A 17,400-nucleotide genomic window follows, 5' to 3' on the forward strand; every position below is an offset into this window, starting at 1 on the left:
GGACTTGCAGCGTGCATTACCAGGCCTTTATCATGCTCCCGTCACCGCGACATGCAGCAAACTTCCTATCGCATTGCGCTCATTACCCTGAGTGACCGCGCCGCCGCCGGCAGCCGCGCCGATGAAAGCGGGCGGGTGCTGCGCGAGTTGCTCGAGCAGCACGGTTTGCCGGTTTTCGCGCAGTTTGTCTTGCCGGATGATGCCGGCCAGCTCGTCGACCGCTTGATTCGCCTGGCGGACGTGGAGCATGCCGACCTGATTCTCACCACCGGTGGCACCGGTTTGGGCCGCCGCGACGTGACGCCGGATGCCACGCTGGCGGTGATCGACCAGCGCGTGCCGGGCATCGAGGAAGCGATGCGCCTGGCCGGTCTGCGCCAGACGCCGTTTGCGATGTTGTCGCGTGCGGTTGCGGGTGTGCGCGGCCGGACGCTGATCATCAACCTGCCCGGCAGTCCCGCCGCCGTGCGCGAGAATCTGGCGGTGGTGCTGCCGGTTTTGCCCCACGCGCTCACCCTGCTGCACGACGGGCAGGTGCAGGATGAGCAGCATTTTTTCAAACCCTGAACGCCACTTCACATGGAGACCATTTTGCCGCCGCCACCCCGCCATTTCCCCACCCCTTCCTCAACGTGGCGATCACGCTGGCAGCAACTGCGCGATCATTTGCAGCATCCCGATCAGCGCTGGAAGTGGTTCATTTTTGCGGGTGTGATCGTCTACCTCATTGTCATCAACCAGGTCACCAACCGTCGTCCCGATCACTACTTCTTTGCGCTGTTCATTTTCTCCTTCGTGCTGGGCCGGGCGCGCGCCAAACGCTTTCTGCTGGATTGGCTGCCCTTCATTTTATTCTGGGTGGCCTATGACATGATGCGGGGCATTGCCGATACCGTGCGCGGCACGATTCACATCGTCGAGCCCTACCGTCTGGAGCGCTGGTTTTTTCAATGGCTGCCGGGCGTGGACATACCGCCTTTCGATCTGCAAGCCCTGCGTTTCAACCGGGACTGGCACTGGCTGAACGTCACCATCGATTTGCTCGCCGGCAATCTCTATGTCCTGCACTTCGCCCTGCCACTGGTGCTGGGCTGGATTTTCTGGCACACCAGCAACGACCGCCCGATGTTTTACCAGTTCGTCTACACCCTGACCACCCTCAATCTGCTGGCGCTGACGACGTTCATGCTTTACCCGGCGGCGCCGCCGTGGTATGTTTACAGCCACGGTTTCAGCCCGCCGGAGCCCGACTCGAGCTTTTGGGGCACGAGCGCCGGTCGCATGATCGACATCGACCGTTTCATGGGTTTCGATTTCTTCACCACGTTGTGGGGCAAGTTCAACGCGAATCACTTTGCCGCCATTCCCTCGCTGCACGGCGCGTATCCCATCGTGATCGTGTTGTTCGCCTACAAAAAGTTTCACCGCCATCTCGGCTGGCTGCTGCTTTACCCCCTGGGCGTGTGGTTTTCGGCGGTTTACTTGAATCAGCATTATATCGTTGATTTGCTCATCGGCGGTCTTTACATTTTTGCCGCTTACGCGATCGCGACCCGCCTGCTTTATCCCAAAATCTTTGCGCGTTTCGTCGCGGCGCAAGCCCAGGCTTTCCGTGCCATCACGCCCCCACCATCCCGACAGTGGTTAACACGCTCTGGCTGAAGAGGAGAAAGGCGTATGATCCGCAGTCGCATTATCAGCACCGGCCGCCACCTGCCGGAAAAAATTGTGACCAACGAAGACATGACCAAACTCGTACCCACCAGCGATGAGTGGATTCGCGAGCGCACCGGCATTCAACAACGGCATTTTGTGGACCGCGAAATCGGCGTTTCCGATCTCGGCTATGAGGCCGCCAGGATTGCGCTCGAGCGCGCCCGGCTCGAACCGGCAGACCTCGATTTCATCGTGTTTGCCACGCTCAGCCCGGACTACATGTTTCCCGGCTCGGGTTGCCTGCTGCAGCAAAAACTCGGCGTGCCCGGCATCGGCGCGCTGGATGTGCGCACGCAATGCACCGGTTTCATTTACGGCCTGGCGGTGGCGGATGCCTTCATCCGCACCGGGCAATATCGCCGCGTGCTGGTGGTGGGCGCAGAGGTGCACTCCACCGGATTGGAATACAACGAACGCGGCCGGCACGTCGCCGTGCTGTTTGGCGACGGTGCCGGCGCCGCGATTCTGGAGGCCAATACCGACGGCTATGGCGTGCTGTCAACCCATCTGCATGCCGACGGCCGCTACGCCAGAGAATTGTGGACCGAGAATCCCGGCAGCCGGCGCATCCCGCGGCTGTACGACGGCATTCTCACCGACGGCACTTGTTATCCGCAAATGAACGGCCGCGAAGTGTTCAAGCATGCGGTCACCAAATTCCCGGAAGTCATCATGGAAGCGCTGCAGGCGAACAACCTGACGCTCGACCAGGTGGCGCTGGTGGTGCCGCATCAGGCCAATCTGCGCATCACCGAAGCGGTGACCCAGCGCCTGGGCCTGCCACCCGAAAAAGTGTTCAGCAATATTCAGCGCTATGGCAACACCACCGCCGCTTCGATTCCGATTGCGCTCGATGAAGCCCTGGAACAGGGCAAAATCAAGCCCGGGGACTATTTGATTCTGGCCTCCTTTGGCAGCGGCTTCACCTGGGCGAGTGCCGCGGTGCGGTGGTGAGCCGGTGCGCTTGCTGAAGATCAATGCCCGGGCTGAAAGCTGGAACCGCTCGAAGGCGGCGGAGTAGCGTGTGGGTGAGCAACCGTTTTTTTCGACTGCTATACCTGTTCAGGGTTATTTTTTGAACTGGCGTGCCCGGCTGAAGCCTCGCACTCGAAAATTTCAATTTCAACTCTCGAGTATAAAATTTGCCTGTTTGCCAAAGGCGGCAGGTTTTTCCTCCTGCGAAAATGCACTCTCACGAAATGTTTTTCCGTGGGAGGATTTTTTGTCTTTTGCTCCCGACACCGGGCTCTCCGCCCGCGCCGCCGGGCATGATGGGATGGCAGAAGACAACGCCCTGGAGAACCTCCTCCACAAAATGGCTTTTTGCGTGGGAGTTCTGCTCTCGTGGGCTGATTTTTTGATCTTGATACCGAGGGTTGAATGCCTGCCGCGCTACAAGCAGGGCGTCCCCGACGGGACGGAGGGGCTGCAGCTCTCATCTGCAGGGCAGCAGCGAAGACAGTTCGAGCGCAACGGGCTGTTTATCGCTTCACTCCAGCCCCATGGAATTTCGCCGGTGACACCCGGTCTTCTTGCCTCACCCCGCCAGCAGTCGCAGCGCACGGTTTGGGATGAACCTCATCATTCCAGGATCTGATGCCTCATGCCTGTTGCCTACTTCGATTGCATTGCCGGTGCCAGCGGCGACATGATTTTGGGCGCACTGGTCGATGCCGGCGTTCCGCTCGAGTACCTGCAGCGCACTGCCGCGGCGCTGCAATTGCCCGGTCTGCAACTGACCGCAACGAAAGTCAAGCGCCATGACATCTCCGCCACCCGTGTGAAGGTGGATTTCCCGCCGGAACACAGGCACCGCCACCTGCATCATATCGCGGCGATCATCAATGCGGCGGGGCTGGCCGCAGAGGTCAAGCAACAGGCGTTGCAGGTATTTCAACGCCTGGCGGTGGCCGAAGCGCGGGTGCACAACACCACGCCGGAGAAGATTCATTTCCACGAAGTCGGTGCGGTGGATGCCATCGCTGATGTCGTGTGTGCGGTTGCCGGGCTGCACTCCCTTCACCTGGACGCGATTTTGGTTTCGAAACTCCCGCTGGGCGGCGGCACGGTGCACTGTGAACACGGCATCATGCCGGTGCCGGCGCCCGCCACCGTCGAGCTGCTGCGCGGTTTCCCGGCGCAACCCGGGCCCATCGATTTCGAGCTGGTCACGCCCACCGGCGCCGCCATTCTCACCACGCTGGGCAAACCCTGCGATCGCTCCCCCTTCACAATTGCGCGAGTCGGCTACGGCGCGGGCAGCGGCGATTTTCAGGAACTGCCGAACGTTTTGCGCCTGATCCTCGGCGACGCGGTCAGCGCGCACCAAAGCGACACGGTGATGTTGCTGGAGACCAACATCGATGACATGAACCCGGAACTCTATCCGTTCGTCATCGATCGCCTGCTCGAGGCCGGTGCCCTGGATGCCTTCCTCACGCCGATTCAAATGAAAAAAGGCCGGCCGGGCATTCTGCTCGCCGTGCTCGCCGCGCAGGAAAAGGTCGAGGAGCTGCTCGGCATCATTTATGGCGAAACCACCACCCTGGGCGTGCGGCTGATGCCAGTCTCCCGCCGCAAGCTGCGGCGCTGGCAGGAGGAGAAAATGACCTCGCTGGGTCCGGTGAAGATCAAAGTTGCGGAATGGCAGGGCCGCAAACACATCACCCCGGAGTATGAGGAATGCCGGCGGCTGGCACTGCAGCAGGGCCTGCCGCTGCGCCGGGTTTATGAAATCGTGGCGGCCGAAAGCAAGGCCTCATGAGGGGCGCCGCCTGCCATCTGCTCTGCGGGAAATCGCATTCCTTCCCATCTTGTGCGCTTTCATACCTGTTGGGAGCTGTTTTTTGAACCGGCATGCCCGGCTGAAGCTTCGCGCTCCGCAGTTCCAATTTCAATCCTCCGTATAAAATTCGCCTGTTTGCCAAAGGCGGCATGTTTTTCCTCCCGCGAAAATGCACTCTCATGAAATGTTTTTTCGTGGGAGGATTTTTTGTTTTTGCTCCCGACACCGGGCTCTCCGCCCGCGCCGCCGGGCATGATGGGATGGCAGAAGGCAACGCCCTGGAAACCTCCTGCACAAATGGCCTTTTCCGTGGGAATTCTGCTTTGGTGGGCGGATTTTTTGTTTGATCTTGATACCGAGGGTTGAATACCTGCTGCACGACAAGCAGGGCGTCCCCGACGGGACTGAGGAGCTGCACCTCTCATCTGCAGGGCAGCAGCGAAAACAGCTCGAGCGGACCGGGCTGATGGCTTCGGGTCAGTGACAAAATGCAAGCTCCGGAGGAACGGCCGGGCTCTGTCCAACGCCGGCCCGGGCCAGCCGCATAAAAACAAAAGTGCATGCCGGGGCGCAAAGTCATTGCGATGACGCCGAGGGAAAGCATGCAAAATTTTTTGTGCCCCGGCAGTTCAGCGTTTCCGGGGTTTGCCTGGCAGTCATAATGCGCGCATTTTGTAAGGTGGCTTTGGAAAACGAAAGGCGCACGGCCGGGCGGGCCGTGGGAGAGTTCGCAGGGCTTGCGGGTGGCGGTCAATTGGGCGAGATGCGGCACAGCACCGCGTTGCCGGTGTTGAAAACAACGCGGCTCACTCTGGCCGGATAGGCGGGAAATTCCAGCAATCCGCCTTCATGTGAGACTTGCACGCGCCGGGTCAGCGTGAAGCCGTCGGCATATTCCACCGTAACGGGAACCGGCATGTTGAAATCCGGCGGGACGTCCTGCTGGCGTACGTGCACGCGCACGATATATTCCGGTTTGCCCGAGGAGGGGGCGGGGCGCGCCACCGGCAGTCCGGCCGGCAGGGTGGCGGGCACGGTGATGATCTCGTGGCGCCAGTGATACCTCGGCACGTGGTTGTGATGAATCCATTGCCGGAAGAAATCGGTGAGCGGCGCGCCATAATGCTGCTCGGCCAGCCGCTGAAAGTCGCGGGTGGCGGGCTCGCCGTCGCGATGCACGCGAAGAAAGTCCGCGAGCAAATTCCAGAAGCGGGAATCGTCGCCGGTGTCAAGATCGCGCAGCAGCCAGCGCAACATGTGCAGAACGTAGGCGCCCTTTTCGTAGGTTTGCATGTAATAGTCCAGCGCCTCGCGCTGGCCGAGGCGAACGCCCATGGCAATGGGACCGGCGCGCAGGCCCTCACTCTTGCGCAAAGCCTCCTTGCTGAATCCGAAGCGCTGCATGCCGATGCTCACGCCGACGTTGCCCTGCTCCAGCAAATCATTGCTCCAGGCCTGCAAAATCTCGGTGAAGTGATTTTTGTCGCGCAACACCCATTCCACATATAGCGCGCCGAGGTATTCGGCAAAGGCTTCGCTCAGCCACTGATCGTGATAGGTGGCCCAGCCCAGCGTGTTGCCAAACCATTGATGTGCGATTTCGTGGCTGCGCAGCGCTTCGCGCGGGCCCTGGGCATGGCCGGAAAATCCCAGCCAGGACAGGGTGACGAAACCGGGAAAGCCCTGGCTGTGAAAGGTGGGCACCTCCACGACGCGCAGCACCGGCAGGCGGTATTCTCCCAGCCGGCTGGCGAAGAAGTAGAGGCTGTTGGCCACATCGGCGGCCACCCGTTTGCGCGTGCCGGGGGTGTGGCGTGCACTGCTGTAGATTTCGATGGGCGGCAACCCCAAACCCGGTATGAACACGGTGTCCGCGTTGAAGCTGCCCAGGCAGAAGGTCGAGGCTTTGGCCGGTGCGTGCGTGCGATAATAGCTCAGGTGAAAGCCCGCTTCCTCCCAATCGCGCACCAGGTGGCCCAGGGTCAGCACCCGCAAACGCGGCGGGCATTTGTAGACGATGTTGTAATGCGCCCGCTGCAGGTAACCCAGCCGCGGCACCCAAAAAACCGCATCCTTCAGGGCATACATGCCGTTGTCGTGGCGGCGCAGCAACTCGCCCTTGTAGTGGAACAGCAGCCGCAGGGTGTCCCCGCGCGCACGCGCTTGTTCAACAAAGACCGTGACTTCGCCCTCCTTCTTCTCGCGCACGAAACTGAGCGTGTCGCCGTCCTCCGAGAGAATCCAGGCGATCTCCAGATCGGCAGCCAGCGCGAAATGGAAGGCCGGCGGTTTTTGTTGGGGCAGCAGCAGGTTCACTCCCATGTCGGCTTCCAGCATGCCGTTTTGGCTGAGTTGAATCCAGCCGTTGTAGCGCAGCAGGGCGGGCCGGGGGGCGGTGGAATCCGCGGAGACCGCGTAGCTGCAAACGGTGAACAGCGGCCGGCCAACGCGCTTGTGAAAATACTGCAGGAATGCCACCTGCTCGACCGCAGCCGCGTCATAGATATAAATGTACAACGGCGGAAAGGGATTCAGGTCGCGCTCGGGAGAAAAGGCGCAGACCACCTGGGTGGTAATGACGGGCTGCAACCGGCTGCGCAACAGGTGCGCGGCGAGATTGTAGCCGCGGCGCTCGAGCAGAAGCGCCTGCAGATTATCCGCCAGTTCCCGCGCCGGGCGCGAAAAAATCGCCGGGGCGTGCGGCAGACGGGCGAAGATGGCAGTGTCCGGCAGCAGGGTTTGCAGCATGCCGGCATGCGGAAAGCGCAACAGCAGGTGGTTGGTGGTGCCGGTAATGACGGAGTCTTTGGTGAAGCGGACCAGTTGAAATTGTTCGGCGTCGTCACGCGGGTGGAATTCCACGTGCGCCTGGCCTTCGAACAGCAGACCGGTGCAACCGGCGATGGAGTCTTGCAGCGGCGCCAGCCGGCCGGCGATCAAGGTCACGCGGAAGTCCGGCAGATGCAGCCGCAGGGTGTCGGTGTACCAGCCGGTTTGCGCGATGGCCGGGCTGCGCAGACTGCGGTAGAGGCGTTGCAGTGCCGGATCGCGCAAGCCGTTCTTCCCCGCTGCGCCGGCGGGCGGCACGCGGACGCCGAGGGCAAGGGCGGCAAGCAGGCATGTGATGACGGGCGCTTTCATCTGCTTTCAGAGTGGCATGGTCATCCTCGCCGGGTTCCGCCGGCGCTTCCGGCGGGCAGGTCATGCCGAATATCATCTTCCGCGCGCCACGGCGGGCTGACGATGGCCGCGAACACCAGCACGTTTTGGCCGAGGTTTTCGATCCATTGCTCCTGACCTGGTGGAATGTAGATGGCGTCGCCCGGCTGCACCTCCTGGCTCTCGCCGCCGATGTGCATGTTGCCCAGGCCTTCGAGGATGTAGTAAACTTCCGACTGCCGCAGCGAGTGGCGATAGGTCGCCTTGCCCGGCTCCACATAAGCGATCGCCAGGGAATAGGAGAGATCGGCGCCGCGATCGCGCGCGGGATGCAACAGCTCGCGCAGGCGGCAGCCATCGTTGGCGATGATTTCCTCACAATCCTTTTGGTGTTTGATCAACATGGGTGTCCTGCTCCTTATTTGTGGCAAATCTCAAAACACCATCAGTGAAAATTTCCCGCCCCCGCCCGTGTTCCGCCCGGTGCCGGCGCAGGCCCGGGAGGCCGTGCACAGCCGTTGAAAACGCCGTGCCTATTCCCGCGGCCTGGCCCTGCCGGCCACCGCAACAATGGCATCGAGCATTTCGCGGATTTCAGCCGCAATCGCCTCGCCGGGCACAAACTTCACCAGGACGTGATAGTTCGTCTTGCTCATGAGATTGGGTAAAGCCAACTTCTCGTGGAATCTTTTGAAAACGGGATCGAGGAATTCCTCACTCGCCTTGAGGTCCGCGCTCCAGGGATCCTTGCCCAAAGTCAGCAGTGCCTTTTCGACTTCCGCAATTGCCTGCGCCATGGCGTCGCGCCAGCTTGGTCGAAACAACTCTCCAAACTGCATGCGGCCCGCATTTTCCGCGTAGGCCAGCAGGGTTTCGCGCTGGCACAAATAATTTTCCAGCTCGCGCCGTTGCCATATTCGCTGGACGAGTTTCGGATCATCGGGCAGCGGGGAGTCGAGGCGGTCGTAAATCGCGATGCCGATCAGATCGCCCTTGGCCTCCCGCAGGGCGTAGAAATGCTCTTGCGCTTTGCGCGGCTGATTCCCGACATAATGCACAAAGGGTCTTTCGAGCCAGACCCGGGCCTCGTGCTGCAGCCGGTCGGCAAATGCACGCAGCATGGCCAGATCTGTCGCGCCCTCGAGATAAAGAACCCACCCGGTTTCCTCCGCCAGGTAATAATCCTCAAAGCGGATCTCGCGCAGGGCCTTGAGCACCTGGCTGCCGCGCGTGTCCAGACGGTGGGGTGGCCCGACGAAGGCGATGACGACATCGCGCCCCGCCGCTTCATTGAGCAGAACTTCCGAATGGCTGGCCGCAATGATCTGGCTGTTCGTCTTCTCCGCCTGCCGGGAGAGTATCTCATAAATTTGGCGCTGCCGCAATATTTCAAGATGGGCATCCGGCTCATCGAGCAGCAGCACGGCCCCGGGATTGGCGGCCATGTGAGCCAGCAGCAACAGCGTTTGCTGCTCACCGCGACCGCTGGCGGAAATGTCGAGCACGGTGCCGTCGCGCGTGCGGTACTCCATCGTAATTTCACCCCGCTCGGCGACGTATTGCGGGCGGCTCAATCGGGAGCCGAACAATCCCCCGATCAGATCCGCAATCTCCTGCCATTTCTCCTCACCATTCCTGCCCTGCAGAACCTGCCAGCACAGGTTCCGCAAGACTTCGGCAGTACGTCCCTCTCCCAAACGCACCCGTATGGAGCCCATCTCCAGGCGGTCTTCCCGGGCGGCCAAACCCGACATCGGCGGCAGGTAGGCGACTTGCAGCTCCCTGAGCTCGCCGGGAACCTCCATGCGCTGGTTGTCAGAGACGAGCGGTGGCCGGCAGTAGAAAGACTCTTCATTGGCGTAATCGAATTCCAAACAGCATTGCCAGGCCCTCTCCTTGACGCCCTCGACGCCGATTTCGATGAGAACGTTGCGTGTCGATGCTTTGCCTTCCTGGCGTTCGCCGGTGCGCACATGCAGATCGCGCCAGAGCAATTTTGCCGAAGGCAGGGGAATCGCAATCAAATCCTGCCGGTTGAGGGTGACCCCGGCGCGCTGGGCCGGAATCTTTGCATTTCCGCGCTTCTCCAGCCAGCGTTTGACACCCGCTTCCCACAAGGCGAGGGCCTGCAGCGCCGAAGTCTTGCCCGAATTGTTGGGGCCGATGAAGACGACACGTTGGCCCAGCTCGATTTCGACCGCGGTGAAGAGTTTGAAGTTTTTGATGGTCAGTTTGGTCAGCATGGCCTGCCGGCGTCAAACCTGTGATACCGGGTTGCCCTTTGCGCCGCCGGCATCACCTGTTCAACCGTTTTGGGGAAACCTCATCACCACCTGCCCGCCAGCGTTGCCGGCGTGATGGCAACCCTCGCGCCGCACGTTCTTCCGTTTCCGGAGGCGGCGCGGCCTGATGTCACGGCCGCAACCCTTCAGGCACGCCCTGCGGAAAGCGCTCCTGAATGGCGGCCTCGATTTGTGCGATGCGATTTTCCGGATTGGGATGCGTGCTGAAAAACTCCGGCTGGCGCGCCCCGGCGCCGGCCTCCGCCAGAATCTGCATCACCCCGATCAGTGCCCGTGGATCATAACCGGCATCCGCCAGAAAGCGCACGCCCAGCCGGTCGGATTCCAGCTCATCCTCCCGACCGTACTTCATGTTGAGCAACTGGCCGACCACCCTCGCGATTTGTGCGGTTTGCCGGCTGCCGGGATTGTCGGGATCATAGGTCGACAACACCAGCGCGCCGGTCAGTCCCTGGGTGAGTTGCTGCTTGGCAATATGCTCGGCGCTGTGGCGCGCCACCACGTGTCCGATCTCATGCCCCAGCACCCCCGCCAGTTGCCCCTCGGTCTGCAAACGCTCGAACAACGCCGCCGTGATGAAAATCGGGCCGCCGGGCAGCGCAAAGGCGTTGACCGTCTGCTCGTCGGCCAGCAGGCTGAACTCGAATGGGTAGGGCGTTTGCGCGGCTGCGCTGCTCTGCACCAGCCGCTGCCCGACCGCATCGACCAGCGCCTGCGCCCGCTGATCCGGATGCAGCCCGCCGAACTGCGCCGCCATTTGCGGTGCCGACTGCAGGCCGAGCGCGATCTCCTGCTCGGCGGTGATGTTGATGTGCTGCTGCTCGCCAGTCACCGGATTGTAGACGCTCGAGCGAAAATAGGAAAACAACGCGAACGCCGCCATCACCAGGCCGATCAACAAACGCATCCTGCCGGAACCACCGGCGGTACGGCCGACGGCCGGATAGGCGCGCCGGCCCCAGCCACTCTGTGGAAACTGCATGCGCAACGGCTCGCTCTCCAACATGACTTTGCCCTCACAGTGATCGTTTCTCACAATTCATACCGCCCTGCAGCCGGCATTTTCATGATTCCGCCGGCACGAACCTCTCGACCTCCATGGCTTCGTACAAGCCGCCGGCACAGGCGCCGAAGAGAGCGTGACTCAGGGCCATGATCCAGCTTCGCATCGGAAAGAACCAGGGAAAGAAAAAGCTGACGGTGTAAAAATTGATGGCATACAGCGCCAGCCCGAGCACTGCACCGCCCGCAATGCCAACGAGCAAGCCCCAGCGATGCAGCACGTACGCAATCAAACACGCATAGCCGAGGGAAAGCCCAAGATGCACCACCAGCGCCACAACGAAGACCGTCGCGTCGAAGGTCGCCGGCGGCGGCAGCACCCGCTCGCCCAGCACCAGCGATGCCACCAGCCGGATCACCACCCAGGGGCTGCCGACATAGACACTGGTGAGCAGCATGTTGACCGCCAGGCACAGCAGACCGCTCAACAACCCGGCGCGCCATGCCGCACGCCAGTCAACCAGTTGCCGCATTTTGGTTTTGGTTGCACTCACTGCTTCCTCCCTCGAATCATGAGAAGCGGAACAAAGCGCGCCGCCTGCCGGCAGGCGCGGCGTTGCGCCCGGCCCTGACGGCCGATCCTCGCCATTGTGTGTCCCGGCGCCGTCTGCCCTCAGACAGGGCGCTTGTAATTCGCCATCATCTCCTGCAGGAACGCCAGCAGCCGGTCGATGGCAACGCGCCTCTGCACCAGCGTGTCGCGCTCGCGCACGGTCACGGTTTGATCCTGCAGGGTCTGACCGTCCACCGTGATGCCGAAGGGCGTGCCGGCTTCATCCATGCGGCGGTAGCGCCGCCCGATTGCGCCGGCGTCGTCATAGAAAACTTTGAAATGTTTTTTGAGCTCGCGATGGATTTTTTCCGCCACTTCCGGCATGCCGTCCTTGCGGACCAGCGGAAAGACACCGGCCTTGATCGGCGCGAGCACCGGCGCCAGGCGCAGCACGGTGCGGGCCTCGCCCTCGATCACGTCCTCATCATAGGCATCGATCAGGGCGGTGAGCACGGTGCGGTCGCAGCCCGCCGAAGTTTCGATGATGTAGGGTATGAAGCGCTCGCGCGTGGCATCGTCGAAGTAGCTCAAATCGCGGCCGCTGTATTCGGCATGGCGTTTGAGATCGAAGTCGGTGCGGTTGTGGATGCCCTCCAGCTCCTTCCAGCCGAAGGGAAATTCGTATTCGATGTCGAAGGCGGCGGCGGCATAGTGCGCCAGCTCGGCGGGCGTGTGCTGGTGAAATTGCAGCTTGCTTTTGCGGATGCCGAGTTCATCATACCAGGCGATGCGCTGCGCCTTCCAATACTCGAACCATTCCATGTCGGTGCCCGGCTTCACGAAGAACTGCATTTCCATCTGCTCGAACTCGCGCGTGCGAAAGGTGAAGTTGCCGGGCGTGATCTCGTTGCGGAAGGCCTTGCCGATTTGGGCGATGCCGAAGGGAATCTTCTGGCGTGCGGCCTGCATGACGTTGTAGACGTTGACGTAAATGCCCTGCGCGGTTTCGGGACGCAGGTAGACGACGTTAGCCGCCTCCTCCACCGGCCCCATGAAGGTCTTGAACATCAGGTTGAACTGGCGGGCCTCGGTGAACTTGCCTTCTTCCGCGCACTTGCTTGCCTTGCGGCCCTTGTAGGCCGGCGAGCCGCACAGGGCACCTTCGATTTGATCGGCGCGAAAACGCGCCTTGCACTCCTTGCAATCCACCATCGGATCGGTGAAATTGGCGACGTGACCGCTTGCTTCCCACACGCGCGGGTGCATGAGAATGGAGGCATCGAGCCCTTCGATGTCGTCGCGCATCTGCACCATCGCCCGCCACCAGAAATCCTTGACGTTGCGCTTAAGTTCGACGCCCAGCGGGCCATAGTCATAGCAACTGTTCAGGCCGCCGTAGATTTCACTGGAGGGAAAAATGAAGCCGCGCCGTTTGCACAGCCCCACGAGTTTGTCCATCAGCTTTTTGCTGTCCACCATGATTGTTCCTGTCTCATCCTTGTCAGAAGCGGTTGATCTGCACCGCCGGCCTTGCGCCCGGCGGGAAATGTGCACGCAATATACCTAGTTTCCCACAGAAAACCAATCAACACTTTTGCGGCGGGCGACCGCCGGGCCTTCCCGCAGGTGCTGCCCCGTACCCCGGCGGCGAAGTATTCCGAGTGGATCGAAGCAAACGCCGGATCTTTCACCTCCGGGTATGCCTGCGCCTTCGCCAGCGCCGGTGCCGGGCGATGCTCGAGTTCCGCTTTGTGATAACCAAATTTGAACCGCGAAGCCGCGAAGAGCGCCAGGCTGGTATTGCGTTGCGTACTTGGCGGTTTGGCGGTTCAAAAAAATCCGCGGTCGGGATCGTTTTCGGGCAATACTCGTCTTGTGTGCTTGCGCATCCCATCACGATGAACATGTCGCGCAGAGATCTTGTCTGCGGGCAGGCTGGAAGCCTGCGCTACGGCATTTTCGTGGTAATCTCCCGGTCTATAAACAGTTCACTCCTGCGGAGTTGGTTGGCTCCTTTTCCTGTTTCTCTTTACGGCCACCACCTGGCGGTGTCGACGAGGGCGCGGGCGGTTGCGGCCAGGGCCGGCGCGCTGAAAACGTAGCGCAGACATCTTGTCTGCAAGGCAGCTTGCAAACCCGTGCTACGGACTGCCGTGCAGCAGCAAGTTTTTCTCCCACGAAAATGCAATCGAAAAAATTTTTTCTTTTGCCCCACGGCCACCACCTGGCGGTGTCAACGAGGGCGCGGGCGGTTGCGGTCAGGGCCGGTGCGCCGCCCAGCTCTGCAATGACCGGCAGCAGGGCCGCGAGGGCGCGGAGAAGTTGCGGCCGCTCGGTGCGGGCAAAGGCGCGCCAAATTTATGTTGCGATGTTGCGAAGGAATGCTATTTTGTGTCCGGTCGAACTTGCTGACTTTGCAATGACTGTTCCTGCACCGGCTTGGTCGTTGCTTCAAATACCCCGGATTTTTGCAGAGGCTGGCTGTTTGGGATGCCCGGCTCAGCGCAGTTGGGAACTTTTTCAGACAGATACTATTTTACAAAATGGCCAATTGAAAAAGAGTGCCTATGAATACAAAGACACGAACAATTGAACCCTGAAGGTGATGTTTCATGCAAACTGTGCGCATCGAACAACTTTACGAGCGGCACATCAAGCCGTTGCCGTCTCATGAGCAGCTCAAGCTAGTCGAGCTGATTGCGCGAAAAATGGCGCAAGACCGGGATGCTGTCAGGCATCCTAAACGCAGCATCATGGAACTACACGGCCTTGGCGCCGAGATTTGGGAAGGAATCGACGCGCAGGAATATGTCACCAAACTGCGCGAAGAATGGGATCATCGGCCATGATAAAGCTCGATGCTGCTTTGGTCGGTGTAAAAAATTTGGGGTTGGACACGGCCCCGGTCATTTATTTTATCGAAAAACACCGCAAATATGATGCGCTGGTCACAGAAATCTTTCAACGCATCGACAGGGGCGCGCTGGTGGGCATTACTTCAGTCGTCACGTTTACCGAAGTATTGCTACAACCGGTTAAAAAAGGTGACACCAGGCTCCAGCAGGAGTATTCCGAGCTCTTGCTCAACAGTGCCCATTTCGATACGATACCGATTGATGCCGGCATTTCGCAGCGTGCGGCTATTTTGCGCGCCGCTTACAACCTGCGCACCCCCGACGCTTTGCAAATTGCCACCGCATTGGAATTCAATTGTCAGGCATTTTTGACAAACGATAAGCAATTGAAACGCGTAACTGAGCTGCAGGTGCTGGTGCTGGATGAACTTGAATTGTAAAATGCCAGCTTGCCAAAAAGTGGTGGATTTTTCTGCGTAAATCCTTCCTCGCCCGTCTTTTCGGTTTTCTCCCTTCTTCCTTGTCTTGTTGTTTCACGGCTGCCACAGGCCAGCACCCAGAATGGCGCGGGCAATTTCACTGGAAGCCGACAAGGTTTTGCTTTGTGCCTTTGCGGTTCAGGAAATTTTGCGGTCGTGAGCGTTTCCGTCTGGACAGTCAGCGCGCTGAAAACGTAGCACAGAGATCTTGTCTGCAAGGCAGGCTGGAAGCCTGCGCTGCGGCATTTTCGTGGTAATCTCCCGGTCTATAAACAGTTCACTCCTGCGGAGTTGGTTGGCTCCTTTTCCTGTTTCTCTTTACGGCCACCACCTGGCGGTGTCGACGAGGGCGCGGGCGGTTGCGGCCAGGGCCGGCGCGCCGCCCAGCTCTGCAATGACCGGCAGCAGGGCCGCGAGGGCGCGGAGAAGTTGCGGCCGCTCGGTGCGGGCAAAGGCGCGCAATGAAACTGGCAATCGCCAATGGCCGCCGCAAGCAGACAGGTCACCCCGCCGGGGTTTCGGTTTTCGAGGAATCTTCCGGTCTATAAACAGTTCACTCCTGCGGAGTTGGTTGGCTCCTTTTCCTGTTTCTCTTTACGGCCACCACCTGGCGGTGTCGACGAGGGCGCGGGCGGTTGCGGTCAGGGCCGGCGCGCTGAAAACGTAGCGCAGAGATCTTGTCTGCGGGCAGGCTGGAAGCTTGCGCTACGGCATTTTCGTGAGAATGTCGCGCAGAGATCTTTTCTGCGGGCAGGCTGCCAGCCTGCAGGCAGACAAGATCTCTGTGCTACCTGAATCTGGCATGCGGGCTTGCTGTTGCCCGGAAGAAAGGGCGTGTTCACATAACTCCGTCAGGAGTGTCCTGTTTGTAGACAGGGGCATCGGCGTGTCTTTGAACTCCGTCAGGAGTGCCCTGTAGCATTTCTCATGATCTGCCGCGGTTTTTTTGAGGAGGACCAAGCAGGTCACTTCTGGCGGAGTTTTGTAAACACGCCATTTCTTGCGCGCAACAACAAGCCAGCATGCAAAATTCCGGCAGCACAACCGCGATTCAACCCTGGGTCAGGATCAAACACAAACCCTCCGCCCACGAAAGCAGAAATCCCACGGAAAAAGCCATTTCGTGGGAGAGAAGCCGTGACGCCTTCGGCAGCCGGGCGAATTTCGCAATCAGGGCCTCTCCACATTCGAAAAAAGTCTTGTTTGACTTCGAACGGAATAACCGGCGGAGCTTGATGAACACGCCGTTTATTCCAGGGAACAGCAAACCAGCATGCAAAATTCAGGTCCCTGTCCAAAAATTTTTGTTGCGCGGCGGGCGCCGCACTGTGATCTTGGGGCGGTTAAACCGATTTTGAGCAATCGCTGCAGAAAAAGTCTCGCTGCGCCGGCAGTTCGTGGTTTTCATCTTTAAGGAGGCTGGTAGCCTTGCAGGGGAAGGCTGTGTCGTATGGCATCGCTGATCGCTGATGAAAAGCGGCGAGAATCAGTGCTGATCAGCGTTCGGGCAATGCGCTTGCGGCCGGGCGGGGCGTCATCGGGCGGGGATTCAGGCTGCGGAGCTGCAGTCGCGGCGGGTGTAAAATTCCCGGGATGTTTCGGTGTCCGGCACCTGCCGCCTGATTACGGCTGCAACTTCTGCGTCACCTGCCGGAGAAATTGCAGCGAGGTGAGGGATGCGGCTTCTTCGAGATGGTGAGCCAAATAAGCGCGAAAGAAGGCGGCGATCTCGGTGAGCGCCGGCGGGGAAACACGAAGCTGTTGCAGTCGCGCCGCCGGCAGTGCTTGAAAACTGGCGAGCAGCCGCAGCGCCTCTCCGCTGAGCGGCAAAGCGCCGGCATGACCGGCACAGGCGGGACAGGCAAAGCCGCCGCGTGCCACGTGAAATTGCCAAACCGCCTGTTCGCCGTGGCGGCCGGCCTCGGGCCCGGCGGCCCGGCAGAACAGGCAGGTTTTCAGATTCGGCGCCAGGCCGAGGGCGCCGAGCAGTTTCATCTCGAATCCCCAAAATTGCAGTCGCGGCTCGCGGGCGGTGTTCATGACGCGCAGCGTTTCCAACAGCAGGGGGTAGAGTTGCGGCCCGGGTTCGGCGCCGGCCTGGGTGCGCCGGATCAACTCACAACAGGCGGAGGCGTAACCGAGCCTCTCCAGATCGTGCTGCAATTCGGGAAAGATTTCGAGCAGATCGGCATGGCTGAGAAACTGGATCGACCGATTCTCTTTTTCATAATAGACGATTTGCACCACCGAGAACAGTTCGAGGCTGCCGCGCAACCGGCTCTTGCTGGTGCGGGCGGCGCGGGCCTCCAGCTTGAGCAAGCCGTGCTCGCGTGTGAAGAGCGTCACCAGCTTGCTGGACTCCCGCACTTTCATGGTGTGAATGACGATGCCTTCTGCTTTGACGATGGCCATGGCTTCGGGGTGCTCAATCTTTCACCGTCAGAATAAAATTCTGAGGCTTCAATCACAAGGCAAACTTTTCTTTGTGCCAGAACGGCGACAGCCCTCCCGCGCAACCGGAAACCCCGCGAAAGGAAATTTTTTCGTG

At 60.3% G+C, this 17,400-nt stretch carries 18 protein-coding genes; 10 read left to right on the plus strand and 8 right to left on the minus strand.

The window, feature by feature from the left end; all coding sequences use genetic code 11:
• Window positions 1-51 precede the first annotated feature (51 nt).
• The 6 genes from ONB52_07570 (at window position 52) to ONB52_07595 (ending at window position 4,848) form a co-directional block, all read left to right on the plus strand.
• The gene (locus ONB52_07570) at window positions 52-567 is read left to right on the plus strand and encodes a MogA/MoaB family molybdenum cofactor biosynthesis protein (protein MDZ7416006.1); all 516 of its coding nucleotides are present in this window, start codon (window positions 52-54) and stop codon (window positions 565-567) included.
• A gap of 12 nt (window positions 568-579) precedes the next feature.
• Window positions 580-1,662, plus strand: a complete 1,083-nt coding sequence (locus ONB52_07575; GenBank protein ID MDZ7416007.1) for a phosphatase PAP2 family protein — start codon at window positions 580-582, stop codon at window positions 1,660-1,662.
• A 15-nt stretch (window positions 1,663-1,677) separates the two neighbouring features.
• The gene (locus ONB52_07580) at window positions 1,678-2,670 is read left to right on the plus strand and encodes a ketoacyl-ACP synthase III (GenBank protein ID MDZ7416008.1); all 993 of its coding nucleotides are present in this window, start codon (window positions 1,678-1,680) and stop codon (window positions 2,668-2,670) included.
• Window positions 2,671-2,740: 70 nt separating this feature from the next.
• Entirely contained in the window at window positions 2,741-3,313 is a 573-nt protein-coding gene (locus ONB52_07585) for a hypothetical protein (GenBank protein ID MDZ7416009.1), read from the plus strand.
• Between the two features lie 6 nt (window positions 3,314-3,319).
• A complete protein-coding gene (gene larC, locus ONB52_07590) occupies window positions 3,320-4,480 on the plus strand; it encodes a nickel pincer cofactor biosynthesis protein LarC (protein MDZ7416010.1) in 1,161 nt (386 codons plus the stop codon).
• 200 nt (window positions 4,481-4,680) lie between these two features.
• Entirely contained in the window at window positions 4,681-4,848 is a 168-nt protein-coding gene (locus ONB52_07595) for a hypothetical protein (GenBank protein ID MDZ7416011.1), read from the plus strand.
• 403 nt (window positions 4,849-5,251) lie between these two features.
• On the opposite strand, the gene ONB52_07600 is transcribed toward ONB52_07595, so the two are convergent.
• From ONB52_07600 to ONB52_07625, 6 genes are all read right to left on the minus strand, one after another.
• Window positions 5,252-7,642 carry a M1 family aminopeptidase gene (locus tag ONB52_07600; protein ID MDZ7416012.1) on the minus strand — a complete coding sequence of 797 codons (2,391 nt, stop codon included), beginning with the start codon at window positions 7,640-7,642 and terminating at the stop codon, window positions 5,252-5,254.
• Window positions 7,643-7,662: 20 nt separating this feature from the next.
• Complete coding sequence (locus tag ONB52_07605; GenBank protein ID MDZ7416013.1) at window positions 7,663-8,064, minus strand: cupin domain-containing protein; 402 nt, start codon at window positions 8,062-8,064, stop codon at window positions 7,663-7,665.
• Between the two features lie 129 nt (window positions 8,065-8,193).
• Window positions 8,194-9,903, minus strand: a complete 1,710-nt coding sequence (locus ONB52_07610) for an AAA family ATPase (protein MDZ7416014.1) — start codon at window positions 9,901-9,903, stop codon at window positions 8,194-8,196.
• Between the two features lie 169 nt (window positions 9,904-10,072).
• Window positions 10,073-10,870, minus strand: coding sequence for a M48 family metalloprotease (locus tag ONB52_07615; GenBank protein MDZ7416015.1), 798 nt, complete (start codon window positions 10,868-10,870; stop codon window positions 10,073-10,075).
• 157 nt (window positions 10,871-11,027) lie between these two features.
• Window positions 11,028-11,519 carry a hypothetical protein gene (locus ONB52_07620; GenBank protein MDZ7416016.1) on the minus strand — a complete coding sequence of 164 codons (492 nt, stop codon included), beginning with the start codon at window positions 11,517-11,519 and terminating at the stop codon, window positions 11,028-11,030.
• A gap of 119 nt (window positions 11,520-11,638) precedes the next feature.
• Entirely contained in the window at window positions 11,639-12,997 is a 1,359-nt protein-coding gene (locus ONB52_07625; GenBank protein ID MDZ7416017.1) for a glycine--tRNA ligase, read from the minus strand.
• A 254-nt stretch (window positions 12,998-13,251) separates the two neighbouring features.
• Between ONB52_07625 and ONB52_07630 the strand changes: the two genes are divergently transcribed.
• Genes ONB52_07630 through ONB52_07645 form a run of 4 tightly spaced genes read left to right on the plus strand, consistent with a single transcriptional unit; the run spans window position 13,252 to window position 14,813 of the window.
• The gene (locus tag ONB52_07630) at window positions 13,252-13,620 is read left to right on the plus strand and encodes a hypothetical protein (protein ID MDZ7416018.1); all 369 of its coding nucleotides are present in this window, start codon (window positions 13,252-13,254) and stop codon (window positions 13,618-13,620) included.
• A 26-nt stretch (window positions 13,621-13,646) separates the two neighbouring features.
• On the plus strand, window positions 13,647-14,111 hold the full coding sequence (locus tag ONB52_07635) for a hypothetical protein (GenBank protein MDZ7416019.1): 465 nt from the start codon (window positions 13,647-13,649) through the stop codon (window positions 14,109-14,111).
• 19 nt (window positions 14,112-14,130) lie between these two features.
• Window positions 14,131-14,367, plus strand: coding sequence for a hypothetical protein (locus ONB52_07640; GenBank protein MDZ7416020.1), 237 nt, complete (start codon window positions 14,131-14,133; stop codon window positions 14,365-14,367).
• Window positions 14,364-14,813 carry a PIN domain-containing protein gene (locus tag ONB52_07645; protein MDZ7416021.1) on the plus strand — a complete coding sequence of 150 codons (450 nt, stop codon included), beginning with the start codon at window positions 14,364-14,366 and terminating at the stop codon, window positions 14,811-14,813. Before ONB52_07640 ends, ONB52_07645 begins: the two co-directional genes overlap by 4 nt.
• Window positions 14,814-15,170: 357 nt before the next feature.
• On the opposite strand, the gene ONB52_07650 is transcribed toward ONB52_07645, so the two are convergent.
• Together ONB52_07650 and recO are read right to left on the minus strand one after the other, a co-directional pair.
• Complete coding sequence (locus tag ONB52_07650; GenBank protein ID MDZ7416022.1) at window positions 15,171-15,326, minus strand: hypothetical protein; 156 nt, start codon at window positions 15,324-15,326, stop codon at window positions 15,171-15,173.
• A 1,149-nt stretch (window positions 15,327-16,475) separates the two neighbouring features.
• Complete coding sequence (gene recO / locus ONB52_07655; protein MDZ7416023.1) at window positions 16,476-17,264, minus strand: DNA repair protein RecO; 789 nt, start codon at window positions 17,262-17,264, stop codon at window positions 16,476-16,478.
• Between the last annotated feature and the right edge of the window lie 136 nt (window positions 17,265-17,400).

The sequence above is a fragment of the candidate division KSB1 bacterium genome (assembly GCA_034506255.1).
GTDB classification, from domain to species: Bacteria; Zhuqueibacterota; Zhuqueibacteria; order Zhuqueibacterales; family Zhuqueibacteraceae; genus Coneutiohabitans; species Coneutiohabitans thermophilus.